General features: G+C 70.5%; 19 protein-coding genes. 12 read left to right on the forward strand and 7 right to left on the reverse strand.

Going from position 1 to position 16,570, the window contains the following annotated elements; genetic code table 11:
- Positions 1-28 precede the first annotated feature (28 nt).
- The 5 genes from DEJ19_RS04695 to DEJ19_RS04715 all read left to right on the forward strand — a co-directional run bounded on the left by DEJ19_RS04695 (position 29) and on the right by DEJ19_RS04715 (position 4,977).
- Complete coding sequence (locus tag DEJ19_RS04695) at positions 29-1,102, forward strand: Gfo/Idh/MocA family protein (RefSeq protein WP_110864412.1); 1,074 nt, start codon at positions 29-31, stop codon at positions 1,100-1,102.
- Between the two features lie 3 nt (positions 1,103-1,105).
- Positions 1,106-1,975 carry a sugar phosphate isomerase/epimerase family protein gene (locus tag DEJ19_RS04700; protein WP_110864413.1) on the forward strand — a complete coding sequence of 290 codons (870 nt, stop codon included), beginning with the start codon at positions 1,106-1,108 and terminating at the stop codon, positions 1,973-1,975.
- On the forward strand, positions 1,972-3,084 hold the full coding sequence (locus DEJ19_RS04705) for a transaldolase family protein (RefSeq protein ID WP_111029577.1): 1,113 nt from the start codon (positions 1,972-1,974) through the stop codon (positions 3,082-3,084). Before DEJ19_RS04700 ends, DEJ19_RS04705 begins: the two co-directional genes overlap by 4 nt.
- A gap of 230 nt (positions 3,085-3,314) precedes the next feature.
- Entirely contained in the window at positions 3,315-4,508 is a 1,194-nt protein-coding gene (locus DEJ19_RS04710; RefSeq protein ID WP_111233350.1) for a Gfo/Idh/MocA family protein, read from the forward strand.
- 61 nt (positions 4,509-4,569) lie between these two features.
- Positions 4,570-4,977 carry a tautomerase family protein gene (locus DEJ19_RS04715; protein ID WP_071405737.1) on the forward strand — a complete coding sequence of 136 codons (408 nt, stop codon included), beginning with the start codon at positions 4,570-4,572 and terminating at the stop codon, positions 4,975-4,977.
- Between the two features lie 143 nt (positions 4,978-5,120).
- Here the strand turns inward: DEJ19_RS04715 and DEJ19_RS04720 are convergent, their stop codons facing one another.
- A complete protein-coding gene (locus DEJ19_RS04720; RefSeq protein WP_071405736.1) occupies positions 5,121-5,879 on the reverse strand; it encodes a GntR family transcriptional regulator in 759 nt (252 codons plus the stop codon).
- A gap of 122 nt (positions 5,880-6,001) precedes the next feature.
- A complete protein-coding gene (locus tag DEJ19_RS04725) occupies positions 6,002-6,667 on the reverse strand; it encodes an exonuclease domain-containing protein (protein ID WP_181435780.1) in 666 nt (221 codons plus the stop codon).
- A gap of 44 nt (positions 6,668-6,711) precedes the next feature.
- Here DEJ19_RS04725 and DEJ19_RS04730 point away from each other — a divergent pair, with 44 nt between their 5' ends.
- Genes DEJ19_RS04730 through DEJ19_RS04740 form a run of 3 tightly spaced genes read left to right on the forward strand, consistent with a single transcriptional unit; the run spans position 6,712 to position 8,798 of the window.
- Positions 6,712-7,281 carry a hypothetical protein gene (locus tag DEJ19_RS04730; RefSeq protein ID WP_111233349.1) on the forward strand — a complete coding sequence of 190 codons (570 nt, stop codon included), beginning with the start codon at positions 6,712-6,714 and terminating at the stop codon, positions 7,279-7,281.
- A gap of 59 nt (positions 7,282-7,340) precedes the next feature.
- Positions 7,341-8,414, forward strand: a complete 1,074-nt coding sequence (gene ychF / locus DEJ19_RS04735) for a redox-regulated ATPase YchF (RefSeq protein ID WP_027464533.1) — start codon at positions 7,341-7,343, stop codon at positions 8,412-8,414.
- A gap of 12 nt (positions 8,415-8,426) precedes the next feature.
- Positions 8,427-8,798: a hypothetical protein gene (locus DEJ19_RS04740; RefSeq protein ID WP_111233348.1), complete on the forward strand. Its 372-nt coding sequence runs from the start codon at positions 8,427-8,429 to the stop codon at positions 8,796-8,798.
- A 36-nt stretch (positions 8,799-8,834) separates the two neighbouring features.
- Here DEJ19_RS04740 and DEJ19_RS04745 read toward each other — a convergent pair whose 3' ends face one another.
- Both DEJ19_RS04745 and DEJ19_RS04750 read right to left on the reverse strand, forming a co-directional pair.
- On the reverse strand, positions 8,835-9,215 hold the full coding sequence (locus DEJ19_RS04745) for a HepT-like ribonuclease domain-containing protein (RefSeq protein WP_111233347.1): 381 nt from the start codon (positions 9,213-9,215) through the stop codon (positions 8,835-8,837).
- The gene (locus DEJ19_RS04750) at positions 9,215-9,679 is read right to left on the reverse strand and encodes a helix-turn-helix domain-containing protein (RefSeq protein ID WP_111233346.1); all 465 of its coding nucleotides are present in this window, start codon (positions 9,677-9,679) and stop codon (positions 9,215-9,217) included. Before DEJ19_RS04750 ends, DEJ19_RS04745 begins: the two co-directional genes overlap by 1 nt.
- A gap of 100 nt (positions 9,680-9,779) precedes the next feature.
- On the opposite strand from DEJ19_RS04750, the gene DEJ19_RS04755 reads away from it, so the two are divergent.
- A complete protein-coding gene (locus tag DEJ19_RS04755; protein ID WP_111094730.1) occupies positions 9,780-10,244 on the forward strand; it encodes a DUF8821 family protein in 465 nt (154 codons plus the stop codon).
- Between the two features lie 85 nt (positions 10,245-10,329).
- On the opposite strand, the gene DEJ19_RS04760 is transcribed toward DEJ19_RS04755, so the two are convergent.
- Both DEJ19_RS04760 and DEJ19_RS04765 read right to left on the reverse strand, forming a co-directional pair.
- Complete coding sequence (locus DEJ19_RS04760) at positions 10,330-10,617, reverse strand: hypothetical protein (RefSeq protein WP_017887091.1); 288 nt, start codon at positions 10,615-10,617, stop codon at positions 10,330-10,332.
- A gap of 272 nt (positions 10,618-10,889) precedes the next feature.
- Entirely contained in the window at positions 10,890-11,501 is a 612-nt protein-coding gene (locus tag DEJ19_RS04765) for an HD domain-containing protein (RefSeq protein ID WP_111233345.1), read from the reverse strand.
- A 139-nt stretch (positions 11,502-11,640) separates the two neighbouring features.
- On the opposite strand from DEJ19_RS04765, the gene DEJ19_RS04770 reads away from it, so the two are divergent.
- Both DEJ19_RS04770 and DEJ19_RS04775 read left to right on the forward strand, forming a co-directional pair.
- Positions 11,641-12,447 (forward strand): hypothetical protein, encoded by an 807-nt coding sequence (locus tag DEJ19_RS04770; RefSeq protein WP_111233344.1) that lies wholly within the window; start codon positions 11,641-11,643, stop codon positions 12,445-12,447.
- Positions 12,444-14,315, forward strand: coding sequence for an amidase family protein (locus DEJ19_RS04775; RefSeq protein ID WP_111233343.1), 1,872 nt, complete (start codon positions 12,444-12,446; stop codon positions 14,313-14,315). Before DEJ19_RS04770 ends, DEJ19_RS04775 begins: the two co-directional genes overlap by 4 nt.
- An 82-nt stretch (positions 14,316-14,397) precedes the next feature.
- Here DEJ19_RS04775 and DEJ19_RS04780 read toward each other — a convergent pair whose 3' ends face one another.
- Positions 14,398-15,174 (reverse strand): isocitrate lyase/PEP mutase family protein, encoded by a 777-nt coding sequence (locus tag DEJ19_RS04780; protein WP_111233342.1) that lies wholly within the window; start codon positions 15,172-15,174, stop codon positions 14,398-14,400.
- 112 nt (positions 15,175-15,286) lie between these two features.
- Here DEJ19_RS04780 and DEJ19_RS04785 point away from each other — a divergent pair, with 112 nt between their 5' ends.
- Positions 15,287-16,474, forward strand: coding sequence for a MalY/PatB family protein (locus tag DEJ19_RS04785; RefSeq protein ID WP_071404186.1), 1,188 nt, complete (start codon positions 15,287-15,289; stop codon positions 16,472-16,474).
- Positions 16,475-16,570 lie beyond the last annotated feature (96 nt).

Here is a 16,570-nt window from a genome sequence, read left to right on the forward strand (position 1 = left end):
CGTCAACAACCACCAGGAGAACACCACCATGACCACCACGCAGAACCTCCGCGTCGCCGTCGTCGGCGCCGGCATGATGGGCGCCGACCACGTCCGCCGCATCACCGCCAAGATCTCGAACGCCGACGTCGTCGCCGTCGTCGAGCCCGACCAGGCCCGTGCCGCTGCGGCAGCCGCCCTGGCGCCCGGCGCGATCACCGCCGCGTCCTTCGACGAGGCGCTCGAGCAGACCGAGATCGACGCCGTCATCATCGCGACGCCCGGTTTCCTGCACGAGCCGATCCTGGTGACCGCGCTCGAGCGCGGACTCACCGTCCTGTGCGAGAAGCCGCTGACGACCAGCGCCGAGGACTCGCTGCGCATCGTCGAGCTCGAGCAGCAGCACGCCGCCCGGCCCGTCATCCAGGTCGGTTTCATGCGCCGGTTCGACGCCGGGTACCAGGAGCTCAAGGCCCTGCGCGAGTCGGGGGCGAACGGCGCCCTGCTCGCCCTGCACCACGCGCACCGCAACCCGACGACGCCGCCGAACTTCAGCGAGTCGATGCTCATCCACGACTCGGTGATCCACGAGATCGACATCATCCCGTTCCTCACCGGCGAAGCGATCACGAGCGTCGAGGTGAAGAAGCCGCGCAAGAACTCCCTGGCGCCGGCCGACCTGCCCGAGCCGCAGTTCGTCCTGTTCACCACGGAGTCCGGCACCATGGCGATCGTCGAGATCAACGTCAACGCCCAGTTCGGCTACCAGGTCACCACCGACGCCGTGTTCGAGTCCGGCGTCGCCTACATCGGCCGCGACACCTCGCTCTCGCTCGCCGCAGCCGGGGCGACCTCGCAGGGCGTCACGCCGTCGTTCAAGGAGCGGTTCGCCGCCGCCTACGACGAAGAGGTCCAGCGCTGGGTCGACGCGGCCCGGACCGGCGGCATCGACGGGCCGAGTGCCTGGGACGGCTACACCGCCTCCGTCGTCGCCGAGGTCGCGGTCCGGGCCCAGCAGTCCGGCGCGCACGAAGTGGTCGAGTACGCGGTCACGAAGCCGGCGTTCTACGACGAGACGAGCGACGCGACGAGCGACGCGACCGCCGCGCTCGCCGGGGCCTGATCGATGCCGAAGATCGCGCTCGACCCGACCCCGTTCCACCACGACCTGTCGCTGCTCGAGTTCCCGCGCAAGGTCGCGGAGCTCGGCTACGAGTACCTGCAGCTCACCCCGCACAAGGACTTCATCCCCTTCTACCGGCACCCCAAGGCCGACGATGACCTGGTCGACGCGTTCGCCGCGGCCTGCCGTGACGCCGGGGTCCAGGTGGCGAGCGTGCTGCCGGTGCTGCGTTGGTCGGGTCCGGACGAGGACGCCCGACAGGCTGCGGTGCGGAAGTGGAAGCGGGTCATCGAGATCACGAAGCGCCTCGGCGTGGACACCATCAACACGGAGTTCTCCGGCCGCCCCGAGCGTGCCGAGGAGTCCGAGGACCAGTTCTACCGGTCGATGGAGGAACTGCTGCCGATCATCGAGGACGCCGGCATCCGTGTGCTCATCGATCCCCACCCCGACGACTTCGTCGAGGACGGGCTCGAGGCGCTCCGGGTGATCCGCGGCCTGAACTCGAAGCACGTCGGCTTCGTGTACGTCGCCTGCCACACGTTCCACTACGGCGGCAACATGGACGAGATCATCGACGCGGCGGGTGACTCGCTGCAGCTGGTCCACGTCGCCGACGCGTACGACCACCGTCGCTCGCACGGCCTGCGCTACATCACGAACCCGCCCGGCAACCCGGTCCGCGTGCACCAGCACCTGCCGGTCGGCCAGGCGGACGTCGACTTCGACGCCTTCTGGGCGGCACTCGACCGGGTCGGTTTCTCGGCGCGCGAGGACACCGTCGCGGTCTCGAGCGTCTTCGCCGAGGACGAGAACGCCGACGCGGTGTCGCGGTTCCAGCTCGACACGATCACGAAGGGACTCCACCGATGACCACCACACTCGAGACGCAGGCGTCCACCGACGCCGACTCCCGACCCGTCACCCTGCAGGCCGCGGAACAGACCCCGACCGCCCTGTGGAACGACTCCGCCGACCCGCGCGAACTGTCGACCGCCATCCACGAGTACGGTGCCGTCGGTGCGACCTGCAACCCGGTGATCGCGTACACCTGCATCCAGCAGGACCCGGAGACCTGGGTCCCGCGCATCCGCGAGATCGCCGAGGAGCACCCGACGGCGGGGGAGTCCTGGATCGGCTGGAAGGCCGTCGAGGAGCTCTCCATCGCCGCCGCGGCGCAGCTGCTGCCCGCGTTCGAGGCGTCCGGCGGCCGGAACGGTCGACTGTCCATGCAGACCGACCCCCGGTTCCACCGCGATGCCGACGCGCTCGTCGAGCAGGCCGTCCGGTTCTCGCAGCTCGCGCCGAACATCATCGTGAAGATCCCCGCCACCAAGGTCGGCATCGCCGCGATCGAGGAAGCCGCCTACCGCGGGGTCTCCATCAACGCGACGGTGTCGTTCACCGTGCCGCAGGTCGTCGCCGTGGGCGAGGCCATCGAGCGCGCCCTCGACCGCCGTGCTGCCGAGGGCCTGCCGGAGCAGGAGTTCGGTCATGTCGTCACCCTGATGGCCGGCCGCTTCGACGACTGGCTGAAGACCGTCGTCAAGCGCGACCACGTGATGGTGGACCCGGGCATCCTCGAGTGGGCCGGTGTCGCCGCGGTGAAGAACGCCTACCGCGTCTTCCAGGAGCGTGGGTTCCGGTCGCGCGTGCTGGTCGCCGCGTTCCGCAACGCACTGCAGTGGTCGGAGTTCCAGGGCGGGGACCTGGTGGTGTCGCCGCCGTTCCAGTGGACGAAGGACATCAACGACAACGCGTTCCCGTTCCGTCCGCACGCCATCGACGACGAGGTCCCCGTGCACGTCATCGAGGCGCTCCGGGCCGCGACGCCGGAGTTCGCCCGCGGTTACGACGTGGACGGCATGACGATCGACGAGTTCGACCGCTTCGGTGCGACCGTGACGACGCTCCGGCAGTTCCTGGACGCCGACGCGAAGCTCGACGCCCTGGTCCGCGACATCATCGTCCCCGCGATCTGAAACGCGGTCTGAGACGCGGTCTGAGACGCGATCTGATGCGCGGTGCGATCCGCAGTCGGAACCACGGGTCGCGCCCCGCGCGCTGACGCACCAGCCTGGAGGCCCGGTGCCGGTCCCCGAGACCGGCACCGGGCCTCCAGGCGGTTGCGTCATGTGCTGACAAAGTCCGCCGCATCGGCTACGCTCGTTGTCGCGCTCCAATGCGCGTCACCTGAACGAAGGAGTTCTCCATGGACAGCATCGGCGTCGGGCTGATCTCGGTCGGCTGGATGGGGCGGTTGCACTCGCGTGCCTACCGAGCGTTGCCGGACCACTTCCCGGAGCTCGGCGTCCAGCCGCGGCTCGTCGTCGCGGCCGACCCGATCGAGGCGGCACGCGACCAGGCGGTGACGCGGCTCGGGTACGAGCGGGCCGTCGCCGACTACCACGAGGTCCTCGCCGACCCGGCGGTCGACGTCGTGTCGATCTGTTCGCCGAACTTCCTGCACCGCGAGATGGCCGTCGCCGCGGCCGAGGCGGGCAAGCCGTTCTGGATCGAGAAGCCCATGGGGCGGTACGCCAGCGACTCGCGCTCCATCCACCAGGCGGTGCAGCGGGCCGGCGTCATCACGAGCGTCGGCTTCAACTACCGGCACGCCCCGGCGATCGAGCGCGCCCGTGAACTCGTCCGCAGCGGGCGGCTCGGGCGCATCACGAACGTGCGCGGATCGTTGCTCGCCGACTACTCGTCCGACCCGGCGGCACCGCTGACCTGGCGCTTCGAGCGTGAGCGTGCCGGATCGGGTGTGCTCGGCGACCTGCTGTCGCACGGACTCGACCTGGCGCAGTACGTGGTCGGACGGATCGCCTCCGTCAGTGCGCTCGCCGAGACGTTCATCGAGTCGCGTCCCCGCCCGGGTGCCGGCATCGTCGACCGCAGCGCGGCGGCGACCGGCGAGCTCGGTGCCGTCGAGAACGAGGACTACGCCGCCCTGCTGTTCCGGTTCGAGGACGGTGCGGTCGGCACGATGGACTCGAGTCGGGTCATGCGTGGGCCGCATGCCGAGTACACGCTCGAGATCTACGGCACCCGCGGTTCGGTCCGGTGGGACTTCCAACGCCTCAACGAGCTCGAGGTGTACCTGGACGGGCAAGAGATCGACGGGTACGCGACGCACTACGTCGCTCCCGGGGACGGTGACTTCGGTCGCTTCCAGCCCGGCGCCGGGACCGCGATGGGCTACGACGACCTGAAGACGATCGAGGCGGCGCAGTTCATTGCGAGCGTGCAGCGCGGGGAGCAGCTCGCACCCTCGATCGCCGACGGGCTGGCCGCGGCGTCGATCGTCGAGGCGGCGGAGGCCTCGCTGGTCGACGGCGCGTGGCACGACGTCGCTCGTGTCGACGGGCCGCTGACGTACGGGGCACCGACGCCGAGGTTCTAGACACGTGGCCGCGTCTGCTTGTTAGTATGTAAGGACAAAGTCCGAGCAACCAGGAGGCACCATGCCGCTCGTCCGTATCGACCTCGCCACCGGCCGCACGCCGGAGGCCGTCCGTGGCATCGCCGACGCCATCCACCAGGCCATCGTCGACGTGTACGGGATCCCGGTGCGTGACCGGTTCCAGGTGATCACCGAGCACCCGGCGCAGCAGATCATCGCCGAGGACGCCGGCCTGGGGTTCGAGCGCACCGAGGGCGTCATCGTCATCCAGGTGTTCACGCAGCGCGGTCGGACCGACGAGGCGAAGGCTGCGCTGTACCGGGCGATCCACGACGCCCTCGCAGCGATCGGTGTCGCGTCCGAGGACGTCTTCATCGGCTACGTCGAGAACGGGCCGCAGGACTGGTCGTTCGGCTTCGGACGGGCCCAGTACGTCACCGGTGAGCTCGGGGTGCCCGCGCTCGGTTGAGGCCGTGCGTTCGCGGGGTGGTCACGACACCCCGCTCAGTTCGGCCGAGTGGTCACGAACTGTCGGTTGCCGGGCGTCCGGGCGACAGTTCGTGACCACTCGGCGCATCGCTGACAGCGTGTCGCAACCCCTCGACGGGCGACCTACTTGTCGACGAGCGTGACCTCGAACGAGTACCGGTCGGGGCGGTAGCAGTGCACGCCGTACTCGACCGCACGGCCCGAGGCGTCGTACGCGGTGCGGCTCATCGTCAGCACCGGGTCGCCGTCCTCGATCTCGAGCAGGCCGGCCTCTTCGTCGGTGACCGCGCGGGCCCCGATCCGCTGCTTCGCCACCCGCATCGTCACGCCGCGGCCGCGCAGCAGCTGGTACAGCCCGTACGCCTGCAGGTCCTCGTCGGTCAGGTCGAGGAACTCCGGCGGCAGGTAGTTCTCGAGGATCGCCATCGGGACGTCCTCGGCGAACCGCACCCGCCGGATGTGCGCGACGGTCGTACCGGGCTCGATGCTGAGCGCCGCGGCGACCTCGTCGGACGCGGGGACGTCGTTGCGCTGCAGGAGCTTCGTCGCCGGAGCCTGCGCACCCTGCGCCAGGTCGTCGTACAGGCTCGTCAGCTCCACCTTGCGGGTCACCGGCCCGTGCACGACCTGGGTCCCGATGCCGCGGCGGCGCACCAGCAGACCCTTGTCGACGAGGTCCTGGATCGCGCGACGGATCGTCGGCCGCGACAGACCGAGACGCTCACCGAGGGCGATCTCGTTCTCGAGCCGGGCCCCTGGTGGCATCGCGCCGGAGCGGATCGACTCCTCGATGCGCGAGGCGACCTGGAAGTAGAGGGGCATGGGACCCGACCGGTCCAGGTCCATGAACAGGTCGGACGGCAGCTGGCCTTCGTTGGTCATCGCGGTCCTTCACACGTGCGGAGATGCCGGCGTCGGTGCCGACGGCATTGTCGTGACAATACCACCGGGGATGTGACGCCCCGGCCGCGCGCAGCGGGCGTTGCGTCAGTCGGCGAACACCGTCAGTCAGCGAACACCATCGGCCGGTTCGACAGCCGCGGCTGGTTCGCGGCCTTCGGCTTCTCGGCACGAGCGCGGACCGGGGCGATCGTCACCCGGGTCACCGCGCCGAGCGCCTCGACCGTCTCGACCCCGTGGTGCCCGGCTGCGTGCACGACGATCGCGGCGCAGGCCTCGGCGTCGGCGGCGGCGTCGTGGTGCTGGAAGCCCTCGAACCCGGCGGCCATCGCGGCGACCGGCAGACGGTACGAGTCGAGCGTGTAGGTCTTGCGGGCGACCGCCAGGGAGCACAGCGAGTGGTGCTCGGCCAGGTCGATGCCCGTTGCGGAGCAGCCACCGGCGATGACGCCCATGTCGAAGCGGGCGTTGTGGGCCACCAGGACGTCGCCCTCGGCGAAGGCCACCAGGTCGGGGTACTGCTGCTCCCACGTCTTGGCGTGCGTGACGTCCTCGGCGACGATGCCGTGGATCCGCGTGTTCCACTCCAGGAACGCGTCGTGCCCGAACGGCGGGCGGATGAACCACGACGCCCGATCGACGACCCGGCCGGCTCGGACCTTCACGAGCCCGACGGAGCAGGCGCTGGCGGGCGAGCTGTTGGCGGTCTCGAAGTCGATCGCGGTGAAGTTCAACGGCACGGTCCCGATCGTCGCACGGGGTTCCGACATCGACCTCCGTTCCCCTCGGCGTTGCGTGTGGCTACTCTCGGCGCATGGGGAACGAGGCCGACCGCCGTCCGCTCGTCCTGGTGCTCGCCGGTGCCGGCTACGGGCAGCAGGCGCCGCTGCTGTGGTGGACGAGCGAGATCGCCGCCGCGGCCGGGTGCGAGGTCGTCGCGCCTCGATGGCAGGTCGACGACGCTGCCGGTGCCGATCCGGTCGGGTTCGTCGAGACCGCTGTCGCCGCGGCGCTGGGGGACCGGCTGCCCGACCTCGTCGTCGCGAAGTCGTTCGGCTGCTTCGCCCTGCCGTGGGCGATCCGCCACGAGGTGCCCGGCGTCTGGCTGACGCCGGTCCTCACCCACGATGACGTCGCGGCAGCACTCGCCGCCGCCACCGACGTGCACGTCGCGATCGGGGGTGGCGACGACACCATGTGGCGCCCCGAGCGGGTCTCGGGGACTGCTGCGCGCCTCCAGACCGTCGACCGTGCCGACCACTCGCTCCAGGTGGCCGGCGACTGGCGGCGCTCGCAGCGGCTGCAGGCCGACGTCTTCGACGTCGTCGAGCGGCGCGTCACGACCCTGCGGCCCCGGACGGGCGGGTCGCGTCCCCTGGTCTGACGGACGGACTGGAGGCCCGGGTCGGCTCCGACAGGCCGCCGCCGGTAGGCTGTGCTCCCGTGGCTCTCACCATCGGAATCGTCGGTCTCCCGAACGTCGGCAAGTCGACCCTGTTCAACGCCCTGACCAAGAACCAGGTCCTCGCCGCGAACTACCCGTTCGCGACCATCGAGCCGAACGTCGGGGTGGTGAACCTGCCCGACTCGCGGCTCGACCAGCTCGCCGAGCTCTTCCACTCGGAGAAGACCGTGCCGGCGCCGGTGTCGTTCGTCGACATCGCGGGCATCGTCAAGGGCGCGAGCGAGGGCGAAGGCCTGGGCAACAAGTTCCTCGCCAACATCCGCGAGGCCGACGCCATCGCGCAGGTCGTCCGCGGCTTCACCGACGACGACGTCGTGCACGTCGCGAACAAGGTCTCCCCGAAGGACGACCTCGAGGTCATCAACACCGAGCTGATCCTCGCCGACATGGAGACCATCGACAAGGCGCTCCCGCGGTACGAGAAGACCGTGAAGCTCAAGCAGACCGAGCCGATCGTGCTCGAGACCGCTCGCGAAGCCCGTGCCGCGCTCGAGCAGGGCACGCTGCTGTCCGCCACGAAGATCGACCTGTCGCCGATCGCCGAGCTCGGCCTGCTCAGCGCCAAGCCCTTCATCTTCGTCTTCAACGTCGACGAGGCGATCCTGACCGACGAGTCCCGCAAGGCCGAACTGGCCGCGCTCGTCGCCCCGGCGCAGGCCGTGTTCCTCGACGCCCAGGTCGAGTCGGAGCTCATCGACCTCGACCCAGCGGACGCCGCCGAACTGCTCGAGTCGACCGGTCAGACCGAGTCGGGCCTCGACCAGCTCGCCCGCATCGGGTTCGACACCCTCGGGCTGCAGACCTACCTGACGGCCGGTCCGAAGGAAGCCCGTGCGTGGACGATCGGCAAGGGGTGGAAGGCTCCCCAGGCTGCCGGCGTCATCCACACCGACTTCGAGAAGGGCTTCATCAAGGCCGAGGTCATCTCGTTCGACGACCTGATGGAAGCCGGCTCCATCGCCGAGGCCCGCGCTGCCGGCAAGGCCCGGATCGAGGGCAAGGACTACGTCATGCAGGACGGCGACGTGGTGGAGTTCCGCTTCAACAACTAGGTCGGGGGACGCATGAGTCAACAGTTCGCCTTCTGGCGCACGAGCAAGCGACTCGATTCCGCGCAGGTGTACGAGCGCCTGGTGGAGGGTGAGCACGTCCCCGAACTCGAGGCCATCGACCACGAGGCCGTCGAGGCTGTGCTCATCGCCGCCTTCCCGGACTGGGCCGTCGAGAGGACCCGCGCTGACGGTGCAGACCAGACGATGCTCGCCGGGCCGGGGGACCGCGGCGCGGTCGACGTGAGCTACAGCCCGCAGATGGTGACCACGACCTGCTACGGCATGGAGCCGGACCAGTGGAACGTCGTCATCTCGGCGGTGGTCGACCTGGGTTTGCCGCTGTACGACCCACAGATCAGCTACCGCTTCGACGGGTACGAGTGAAGCCGACCGATGGAGTCGGCATCGGGCCGGGCATGATCAGTCGACGAGCGCGAGGATGACCGCGGGGATGCGGTGCTCGATCGCGTCCCAGACGATCTCCTTCCGCGCCTTCCGGTAGTCGTGGGACAGGATGTTGCGGGTCTTCCGGACCGCCGCGAGTGACAGGTCGGACGGAAGTCGTGCCTCCCGGTCCGGGGGGATGCGACCGAGCAGGTCGTCGAAGTGGATGATGACCGCTTCGGCTGCCCGGTAGGTGAGGCTGCGGGCCGCGTCGAACTCGCTCCGCCCGTGCTCGACGATCATGGAGCACTCGGCGAGCAGGTCGAGGAAGCTGGCCTGCAGCGACGGCCACCGCTCGTCGAGGGCAGCAGGGTCACGGTCGTTGCGGGGCCGAGGCGTGAACCGGGGAGCCGGCATCACAGCGGCACGGCTTCGTCGAGGACGTGGGCGAGGTGCTCGTCGTCCTCGAGGTCGTCGGTGAGGACGTCGACCTCGAAACCGGTGATGCGCTCGACCTCGTGCGCGAATCCACCGAGATCGAACAGCGATGCCGCGGGGGTCAGGTGGACCAGCAGGTCGATGTCACTGTGTTCGGTGTCCTGCCCGTGCACCGCGGAGCCGAAGACGCGGACGTCGTCGAGGTGGAAGCGCTTCGCCTCGTCGAGGATCGCGTCGGCGTAGACGGCGAGCGGGATGCTCGGGCGGGTGTGCGCCGCTTCGAGGATCCGCCGGAGCGACTCCGGGCGCGGCCGCTTCCGTCCGCTCTCGTACGCCGAGATGGTGGGCTGCTGCATGCCGGCGGCGGCAGCGAGACCGGTCTGCGAGAGACCGAGGTCTTCGCGGGCAGCGCGGATGAGTTCCGCGGCACGTTCGACCCGCATGGCGACCTCCCTATAGCTCCCGACTATAAGGGACTCGCCCTTGCGGATGAAGTGGCATGGGGGACTAGATTCGGCTCGTCCAGTGCCCGAGGAGGCCCCCATGCCGTACGTCGTCGACTTCGTGAACGTCTCCACGGTAGGGCTCGAGACCTCGCCGGTGGTGGATGCGCTCGCCGGACTCCGTGCGAACGAGGCCCGCTACTTCAAGAACAAGTACGACCACGACCTCACCACACGTCCTGCCGTCGAGGCTCCCGAGCTGGTCGAGTACGTCGCCCGCGTGCTCGTGGAGGAGCGGGGGCTCGTGATCGCGTCCCCGCCGCTCGAGGCCACGGAAGCGCTGGTCGACGGCGTCCGCTGGACCTACGTCTTCTACGAGTCCGGCCTGGCCATCAACGTGCTCTACACGCTCGAACCGGGCGGCAAGCGTGCGGTCGGGTTCAAGCTCTCCGACGGGATGGAAGTGCCGGAGGAACTCGCCGACAAGTTCAAGTTCGCCCGGCAGCGGTCGAAGCTCGCGGGCACGATCCGCGGCTCGTTCTTCGTGATCAAGGGCGAGTACTGACGCGTCGCACCGAGGCTTCCCCCGGCAACGACGAAGCGCCGCCGAGCAGGTGCTCGGCGGCGCTTCGTGGTGGTGCTGGTCGGACCTAGGCCGCGAGGGCCATCTCGCCCGCCTGCACGGACTGTGCCTGCAGCAGGGTGCGGCTGGCCTCGCCCGCCCAGGAGCGGCCAGGGACGGTCCAGCCGGCCTCGCCGACGGCGTCGAGCCGGGTGCCCCGGGTGACGAAGGTCCCCAGGTCGTCGGCTGCGATGCGGACGAGGTACTCGCGCTGCGAGCGGTCGTCGCGCACCGGGAACTCGGCGATGCGGTCGGGGGTGATCGTCGGGGCCGCGAGTGCGGTCCCGAACACGGTGATTCGTTCGTTGCTGGTCATGGTGCTGTACTTCCTGGTCATTCGGCGCCAGGGCGACTCGGTGTCGGCGGACGTCTCAGTCCAGCGCGACGCATCGAGTGCGGGGCGCGCACGTCGAGTTTCAACGTGCAGCTCGTCCGTTCGGATCGAGCGGTGTCTCGAGTGGAATGCGACTCGGGTGAGTCGGTGTCGAGAGGTTGGTGTGCGCGAGTCAGATGGGTTCGCTGCAGTGCACCAACCAGAGACTATACGCCCACCCCGCCGAGAAGTCCAGCAAGCGACCGGACCGAGCGTCAGGACGCCAGGAACGCTGCCCAGCGCTCCCCGCCGGCGGCGACGTTGCCCGAGCCGTCGAGGCGGGCGGCCGCGGACGACGGCTTGCGGTCAGCCTGCTCGTGGATCAGCCCGTCGAACGTCGCCGAGAAGTCCAGACGGGGCAGCGCGGCCGTGACGTCCCGCAGGTCGTCCGACGACCACCTGTCGAAGCCGACTCCGGAGACGTCGAGCGAGGTCGCGACCTCGAGCAGGTGCCCCTCGGCGTCGAACTCCGGGTCGACGGACCGCCACATGTGCCGCTCGATGATCTCCCCGACCCGACGGGCTCGCACGGCGTCCCACCCGGCACCGAGCGCGAAGACCGAACCGACCGCGCCGCCGGCGTCCTCGAAGGGCACACGGTGGGCGTCGAACGACGGGGTCACGCCGAGGTCGTGCAGCATCGTCGCGACGAAGAGCAGCTCGGGGTCCGGTTCGAGGTCGACCGTCGGGGCGAGCAGGACGGCCCATGCCCACGAGCGCAGGCAGTGGTTGACGAGGGCGGGTTCCGACCACGCCCGGACAACCTCCAGCGCGCGTGCCGCGACGGGGGAGGGCGGGGTGAGCAGGGCTTCGACGTCGAGCGACATGGCACGACAGTAGCGGCAGGGACGAGCCGTAACGGGGCGGAAACGTGCCGGGCCAGAACCGGAAACAGCGCCCCGTTAGCTTTCGGTTCACTGAGTACCCGCTCAGCACCCCTCCACCCCACCCGAAGGAACTGCGCCCATGCAGCACCGACCACGGCTGCGCCCACGCGCGACGATCGTCTCCTCGACGCTCGTCGCCGCCGGGGCGTTCGGCCTCGCCGTCCTGACGGCCGCTCCGGCCCAGGCAGCGCCCACCGCGACCACCGCCACCGTCGACGCCCCGGCGACCGTGACCGTCGGCACGGCGTTCGACGTCGACCTGACGATCCCGGACACCGCCGACGTCTACGCGTACGAGATCACCCTCGAGGCCGACTCGGTGCAGTACCGGGACGACAGCGTCACCGGCCCGGACGGTGGCTTCGACAGCGTCGAGCAGGACGGCGACGCCCTGACGATCGTGCACACCCGCCTCGGCACCTCACCGGCACTCGACGGCGACCTGGCCACCTCGATCTCGCTGACCCCGACGGCGGTCGGCAGCGTCGACCTCGACGTCACGAGCATCACCCTCGTCGGCTCCGACGGCACGTCGACCACCCTCGACGACCCGGCGAGCACCACCGTCGTGGTCGCCGCGGCCGCGACCACCGCCCCGACGGCCACACCGACGCCGGGTGCGACCACGCAGCCCGGCGCCGGTGGCGGCACGGGTGCCCCCGCCGGCCCCGGCGACCCGACGGCACCGGGCGCCGATCCGACCGACGGCGCCACCGCCGTGGCAGGAGCCGGGGACGACCGTCCGACCGGAGGCGACCTCGCCTGGACCGGCGCCGACGTCGCGCCCTGGATCGCCGCGTCCATCGCCCTGCTCGCAGCCGGCGGCACCCTGATCACCCTGCGGGCCCGTCGTGCCCGCCGCGACCGCACCGGAGCCTCCGCATGACCGCCACGAAGCAGGCCGCCACGAAGCGGGCCTCCAGCAAGAAGCGCACCACCGTCGCCGGCGCATCGCTGATCGCCCTCGTCGGCACCGTCCTCGCCGCGACCCCCGCGATCACGGCCGCCGCAGCACCCGCAGCTGTCGACGCCAGCCCCGCCGCCATGCTCGCGCCGTACTACACGGACCTCGACCTGACCGGCGACGACCAGGTGACGAAGGCCGACCTCGCCGTGCTCACCGACCACCTCGGTGCGACGACCGCGAGCACCGACTGGGCGACGGTCAGCGCCGCGGACACCGACGCCGACGGCACCATCACCGTCGCGGACCTGGCCGGGTTGTCCCAGCGGATGATCTACGACGACGGCCCCTTCCAGCTCGTCGAGGCATCGACCATCGACATGCAGGCCGCGATGAACGCCGGGGTCACCACGTCGGTCGCGATCACGCAGGACTACCTCGACCGCATCGCCGCGTACGACCGCACGAAGGTCGACACCGCGTCGACCGGGCGCGCGCTCAACTCGATCGTCACCACCAACGCCGACGCCCTGGCCGCCGCGAAGACCGCGGACGCCGAGCGCGCCGAGGACGGGATGACGAGCATGCTGCTCGGCGTGCCGATCGCGGTGAAGGACAACTACGACACGAAGGACATGCCGACCACCGGTGGTTGCGGCTGCTGGGACGACAACCAGACCGACACCGACGCCGCGATGGTCACCGGCCTGCGCGACGCCGGCGCCGTGATCCTGGCGAAGGCCAGTCTCGACGAGTTCGCCTTCGGCTTCGTCTCCGAGTTCTCGTCGAACCAGCCCGCCGGCTCGTCGCTCCTGGTCGCCAGCCCGTACAACACGGCGCAGACGGCCGGTGGCTCGAGCGGCGGCACCGGTGCGGCGATCTCCGCGAACCTCGCGGGCATCGGCTTCGGCACCGACACCGGCGGCTCGATCCGCGTGCCGTCGACGTACAACCAGCTCGTCGGCATCCGACCCACGGTCGGTCTGACCAGCCGTGACGGGATCATCCCCCTCGCCCTGTCGCAAGACACCGGCGGCCCGATCACCCGCTCGGTCACCGACGCGGCGGTCGCGCTCGACGCCGTCACCGGCGTGGACGCGGCGGACCCGGCGACGAGTGCGCAGGCCGGCAAGGTGCCGACGTCGTACACGTCGTCGCTCGACGCCGACTCCCTCCGCGGTGCCCGCATCGGCTACGTGACGAGCATGGTCGGCACGAACGCCACGACGAAGCGCCTGTTCGACGCCTCCGTCGCCAAGCTCGAGGCCGCCGGTGCCACCGTCGTCCCGATCACCGCGACGACGGCCTTCAACCGGGTCCTGTCCGAGGGCAGCGGCAGCACGAACGAGTTCAAGCACGACCTGGACGAGTACGTCGCCAAGCACCTCGACCCCGATGTCACCGCGCGTTCCCTGCAGGGGATCCTGGCCTCGGGTGAGTACGTTCCGAGCCGCAAGACCACCTACCAGTCGCGCGACCTGATCACCGACACGCAGTACCAGGCGTGGGCCGGACCGACGGGGACGCACACGACACAGCTCGCCACCGGCAAGCAGCTCGTGACGCAGATGCTCGACGACCAGGACCTCGACGCGCTCGTCTACCCGTCGGGCACGCCGTACGGCACGCAGTCGACGAACATGCGCCTCAGCCCGAACACCGGCATGCCGGCGATCACCGTCCCGATGGGCCAGGCGACGGCTGCCGACAACACCATCACCGGTGCCGGCGTGAACCTGGAGTTCCTCGGCCGCTCGTTCGACGAGAGCACGGTCATCGGCCTCGGCTACGCCTTCGAGCAGGAGACGCACGCGCGCACCACGCCCGCGCTGTACCCGGCGCTCGGCTGAGCTGAGCGGGTCGCGATCGCGACCATGTGATGGACGGGAGGCCCGGTGCCAGCTGGCACCGGGCCTCCCGTCTGCACTGGGCTCAGTTCAGGGTCGGGGTGTCCTCCGGCACGACGCCGTCGGCGTACAGGTCGGTCGCCAGGTCGCGGAGCGCGCGCAGCGCGACCCGCTGCGTGAGCGGGCCGTAGGAGATGCGGGCGACGCCGAGCGCCTCGTACTCGGCGGCGGGCAGGGCGCCGGGCAGGCCGATGACCGAGAGCTTGCCGCGGCCCAGACCGGCGACGAGCCGCTCGACCACCGAACGCTCGATCGCGCCGGGCACGAAGACCAGGGCGGCGCCGTTGTCCAGGAACGCCTTGCCGCGGGCGATCGCGTCCTCGATGCTCTCGTCGATCGGGCGCTCGCCGCCGCGCACGATCGCGTCGGTGCGCGCGTTCAGCTGGAAGTCGACGCCCTCGGCCTCTGCCGCTGCGGTGATCGCGGCGACGCGGGCGACCGCCTCGTCGAAGGGACGCAGCCGGTCCTCGACGTTGGCGCCCACGATGCCGGAGCCGATGGCGCGGCGGATCGTCTCGGCGGGGTCCTCGTAGCCGTCGTCCAGGTCGGCGGTGACCGGCAGGTCCGTGGCTGCGGCGACGATCGCGGCTCCGGACAGGGCGAGGTCGAGGGGCATGCCGCCGTCCTCGTACCCGTACGACGCGGCGATCGAGTGCCCGGCGGTGGCGATCGCCTTCGTGCCGGGCAGGTCGCTGACGACCTTGGCGGTGATCGCGTCCCACACGTTCACGACGCGCAGGATCTCGGGGGCTTCGTGCAGCTGCTTCAGGGTGACGGCCTTGTCGGCGGTGCTCGTGCTCATGCTGCCGACAGTAGGCCGACGGGGCGGCCCCCGGCCGTCACCCCACCCGAAGACGACGTGGGATGACGTCGGGAGTCGCGCCGGGCCTCCTGGCAGGGGCATGCTGGGACGCATGGCGAGCGACGAGCAGGACCCGGTCGGCACGCTCCGCGGGGTCCGGACGAGCATCAAGTGGACGCGGTACGCGCCCGACGTGCTGCCCCTGTTCGTCGCCGAGATGGACCACGACGTCGCGCCGGCGATCCGGCAGGCCCTGATCGAACGGGTCTCGCAGTCCGACCTCGGGTACCTCGACGGCCCCGGTCCGCTCGCTCCCGCGTTCGCGCAGTTCGCGCTGGACCGCTGGGGCTGGCAGATCGATCCGTCGCGGATCCACCTGGCCACCGACGTCAGCGTCGGGATCGTCGAGTCGCTCCGGCTCGCGCTGCCTGACGGCGGCCGAGTCGCGATCACACCGCCGGTGTACCCGCCGTTCTTCGAGCTCGTCGAAGAGGCCCGATGTCAGGTCGAGGAGGTCCCGCTGCTCGAGCAGTGGGGGCAGTACCGGCTCGACCTGGAGGGCCTCGAGCGGGCGTTCGCCGGCGGGGTCGGCGTCTTCCTGCTCTGCAACCCGCACAACCCGGTCGGGCTCGTGCACGACCGGGCCGACCTCGTCGCGATCGCCGAACTCGCTGCGAAGTACGACGTCCTCGTCATCAGCGACGAGATCCACGCACCCCTGACCCACCCCGGCGTGCAGTTCACCCCGTTCGCCGCCGTCGCCGAGCCGCTCGGTGCCCGGAGCGTGTGCGTGACCTCGGCGAGCAAGGGCTGGAACCTCGCCGGTGTGAAGTGCTCGGTCATCGTCGCCGGCGATCCCCGGACCGCCGCGCTCCTCGACACCCTGTGGGAGGAGGTCGCCTGCCGCACGAGCATCCTCGGGCTGCACGCGAATCTGGCGGCGTTCACCCTGGCGACGGACTGGCTGGACGACGTCGTGGCGCGCATCGTGGCGAACGACCGGCTGCTCGCCAAGCTGCTCGCCGAGCACCTGCCCGGGGTCGTCTACACGCGGCCGCGCGCCGGGTACCTGGCGTGGCTCGACTTCCGCGGCATCGGCCTCGGCGACGACCCGGCGGTGCCGCTGCGCGAGAACGCGTACGTCGCGCTCAACTCCGGGCTGGGGTTCGGGTCCGAGGGGCGCGGGTTCGTCCGGCTCAACCTGGCGTGCTCACCGGAGACCCTGCGCGAGGCCGTGTTCCGGATCGCCTCGGCGTACCCGTCGAGCGCGCAGGAAGGGCTGGTCTGGCACGTCGCCTGACCTGCTCCTGACCCAGCCGAGAGGTCTTGTCTACTTCGAGTAGACAGCTTTGCCCAATCCCGATTGGACGCGTAGCGTGAAGCGCGCGGAACTCGT

It is taken from the genome of Curtobacterium sp. MCSS17_016, assembly GCF_003234255.2.
GTDB lineage: Bacteria > Actinomycetota > Actinomycetes > Actinomycetales > Microbacteriaceae > Curtobacterium > Curtobacterium flaccumfaciens.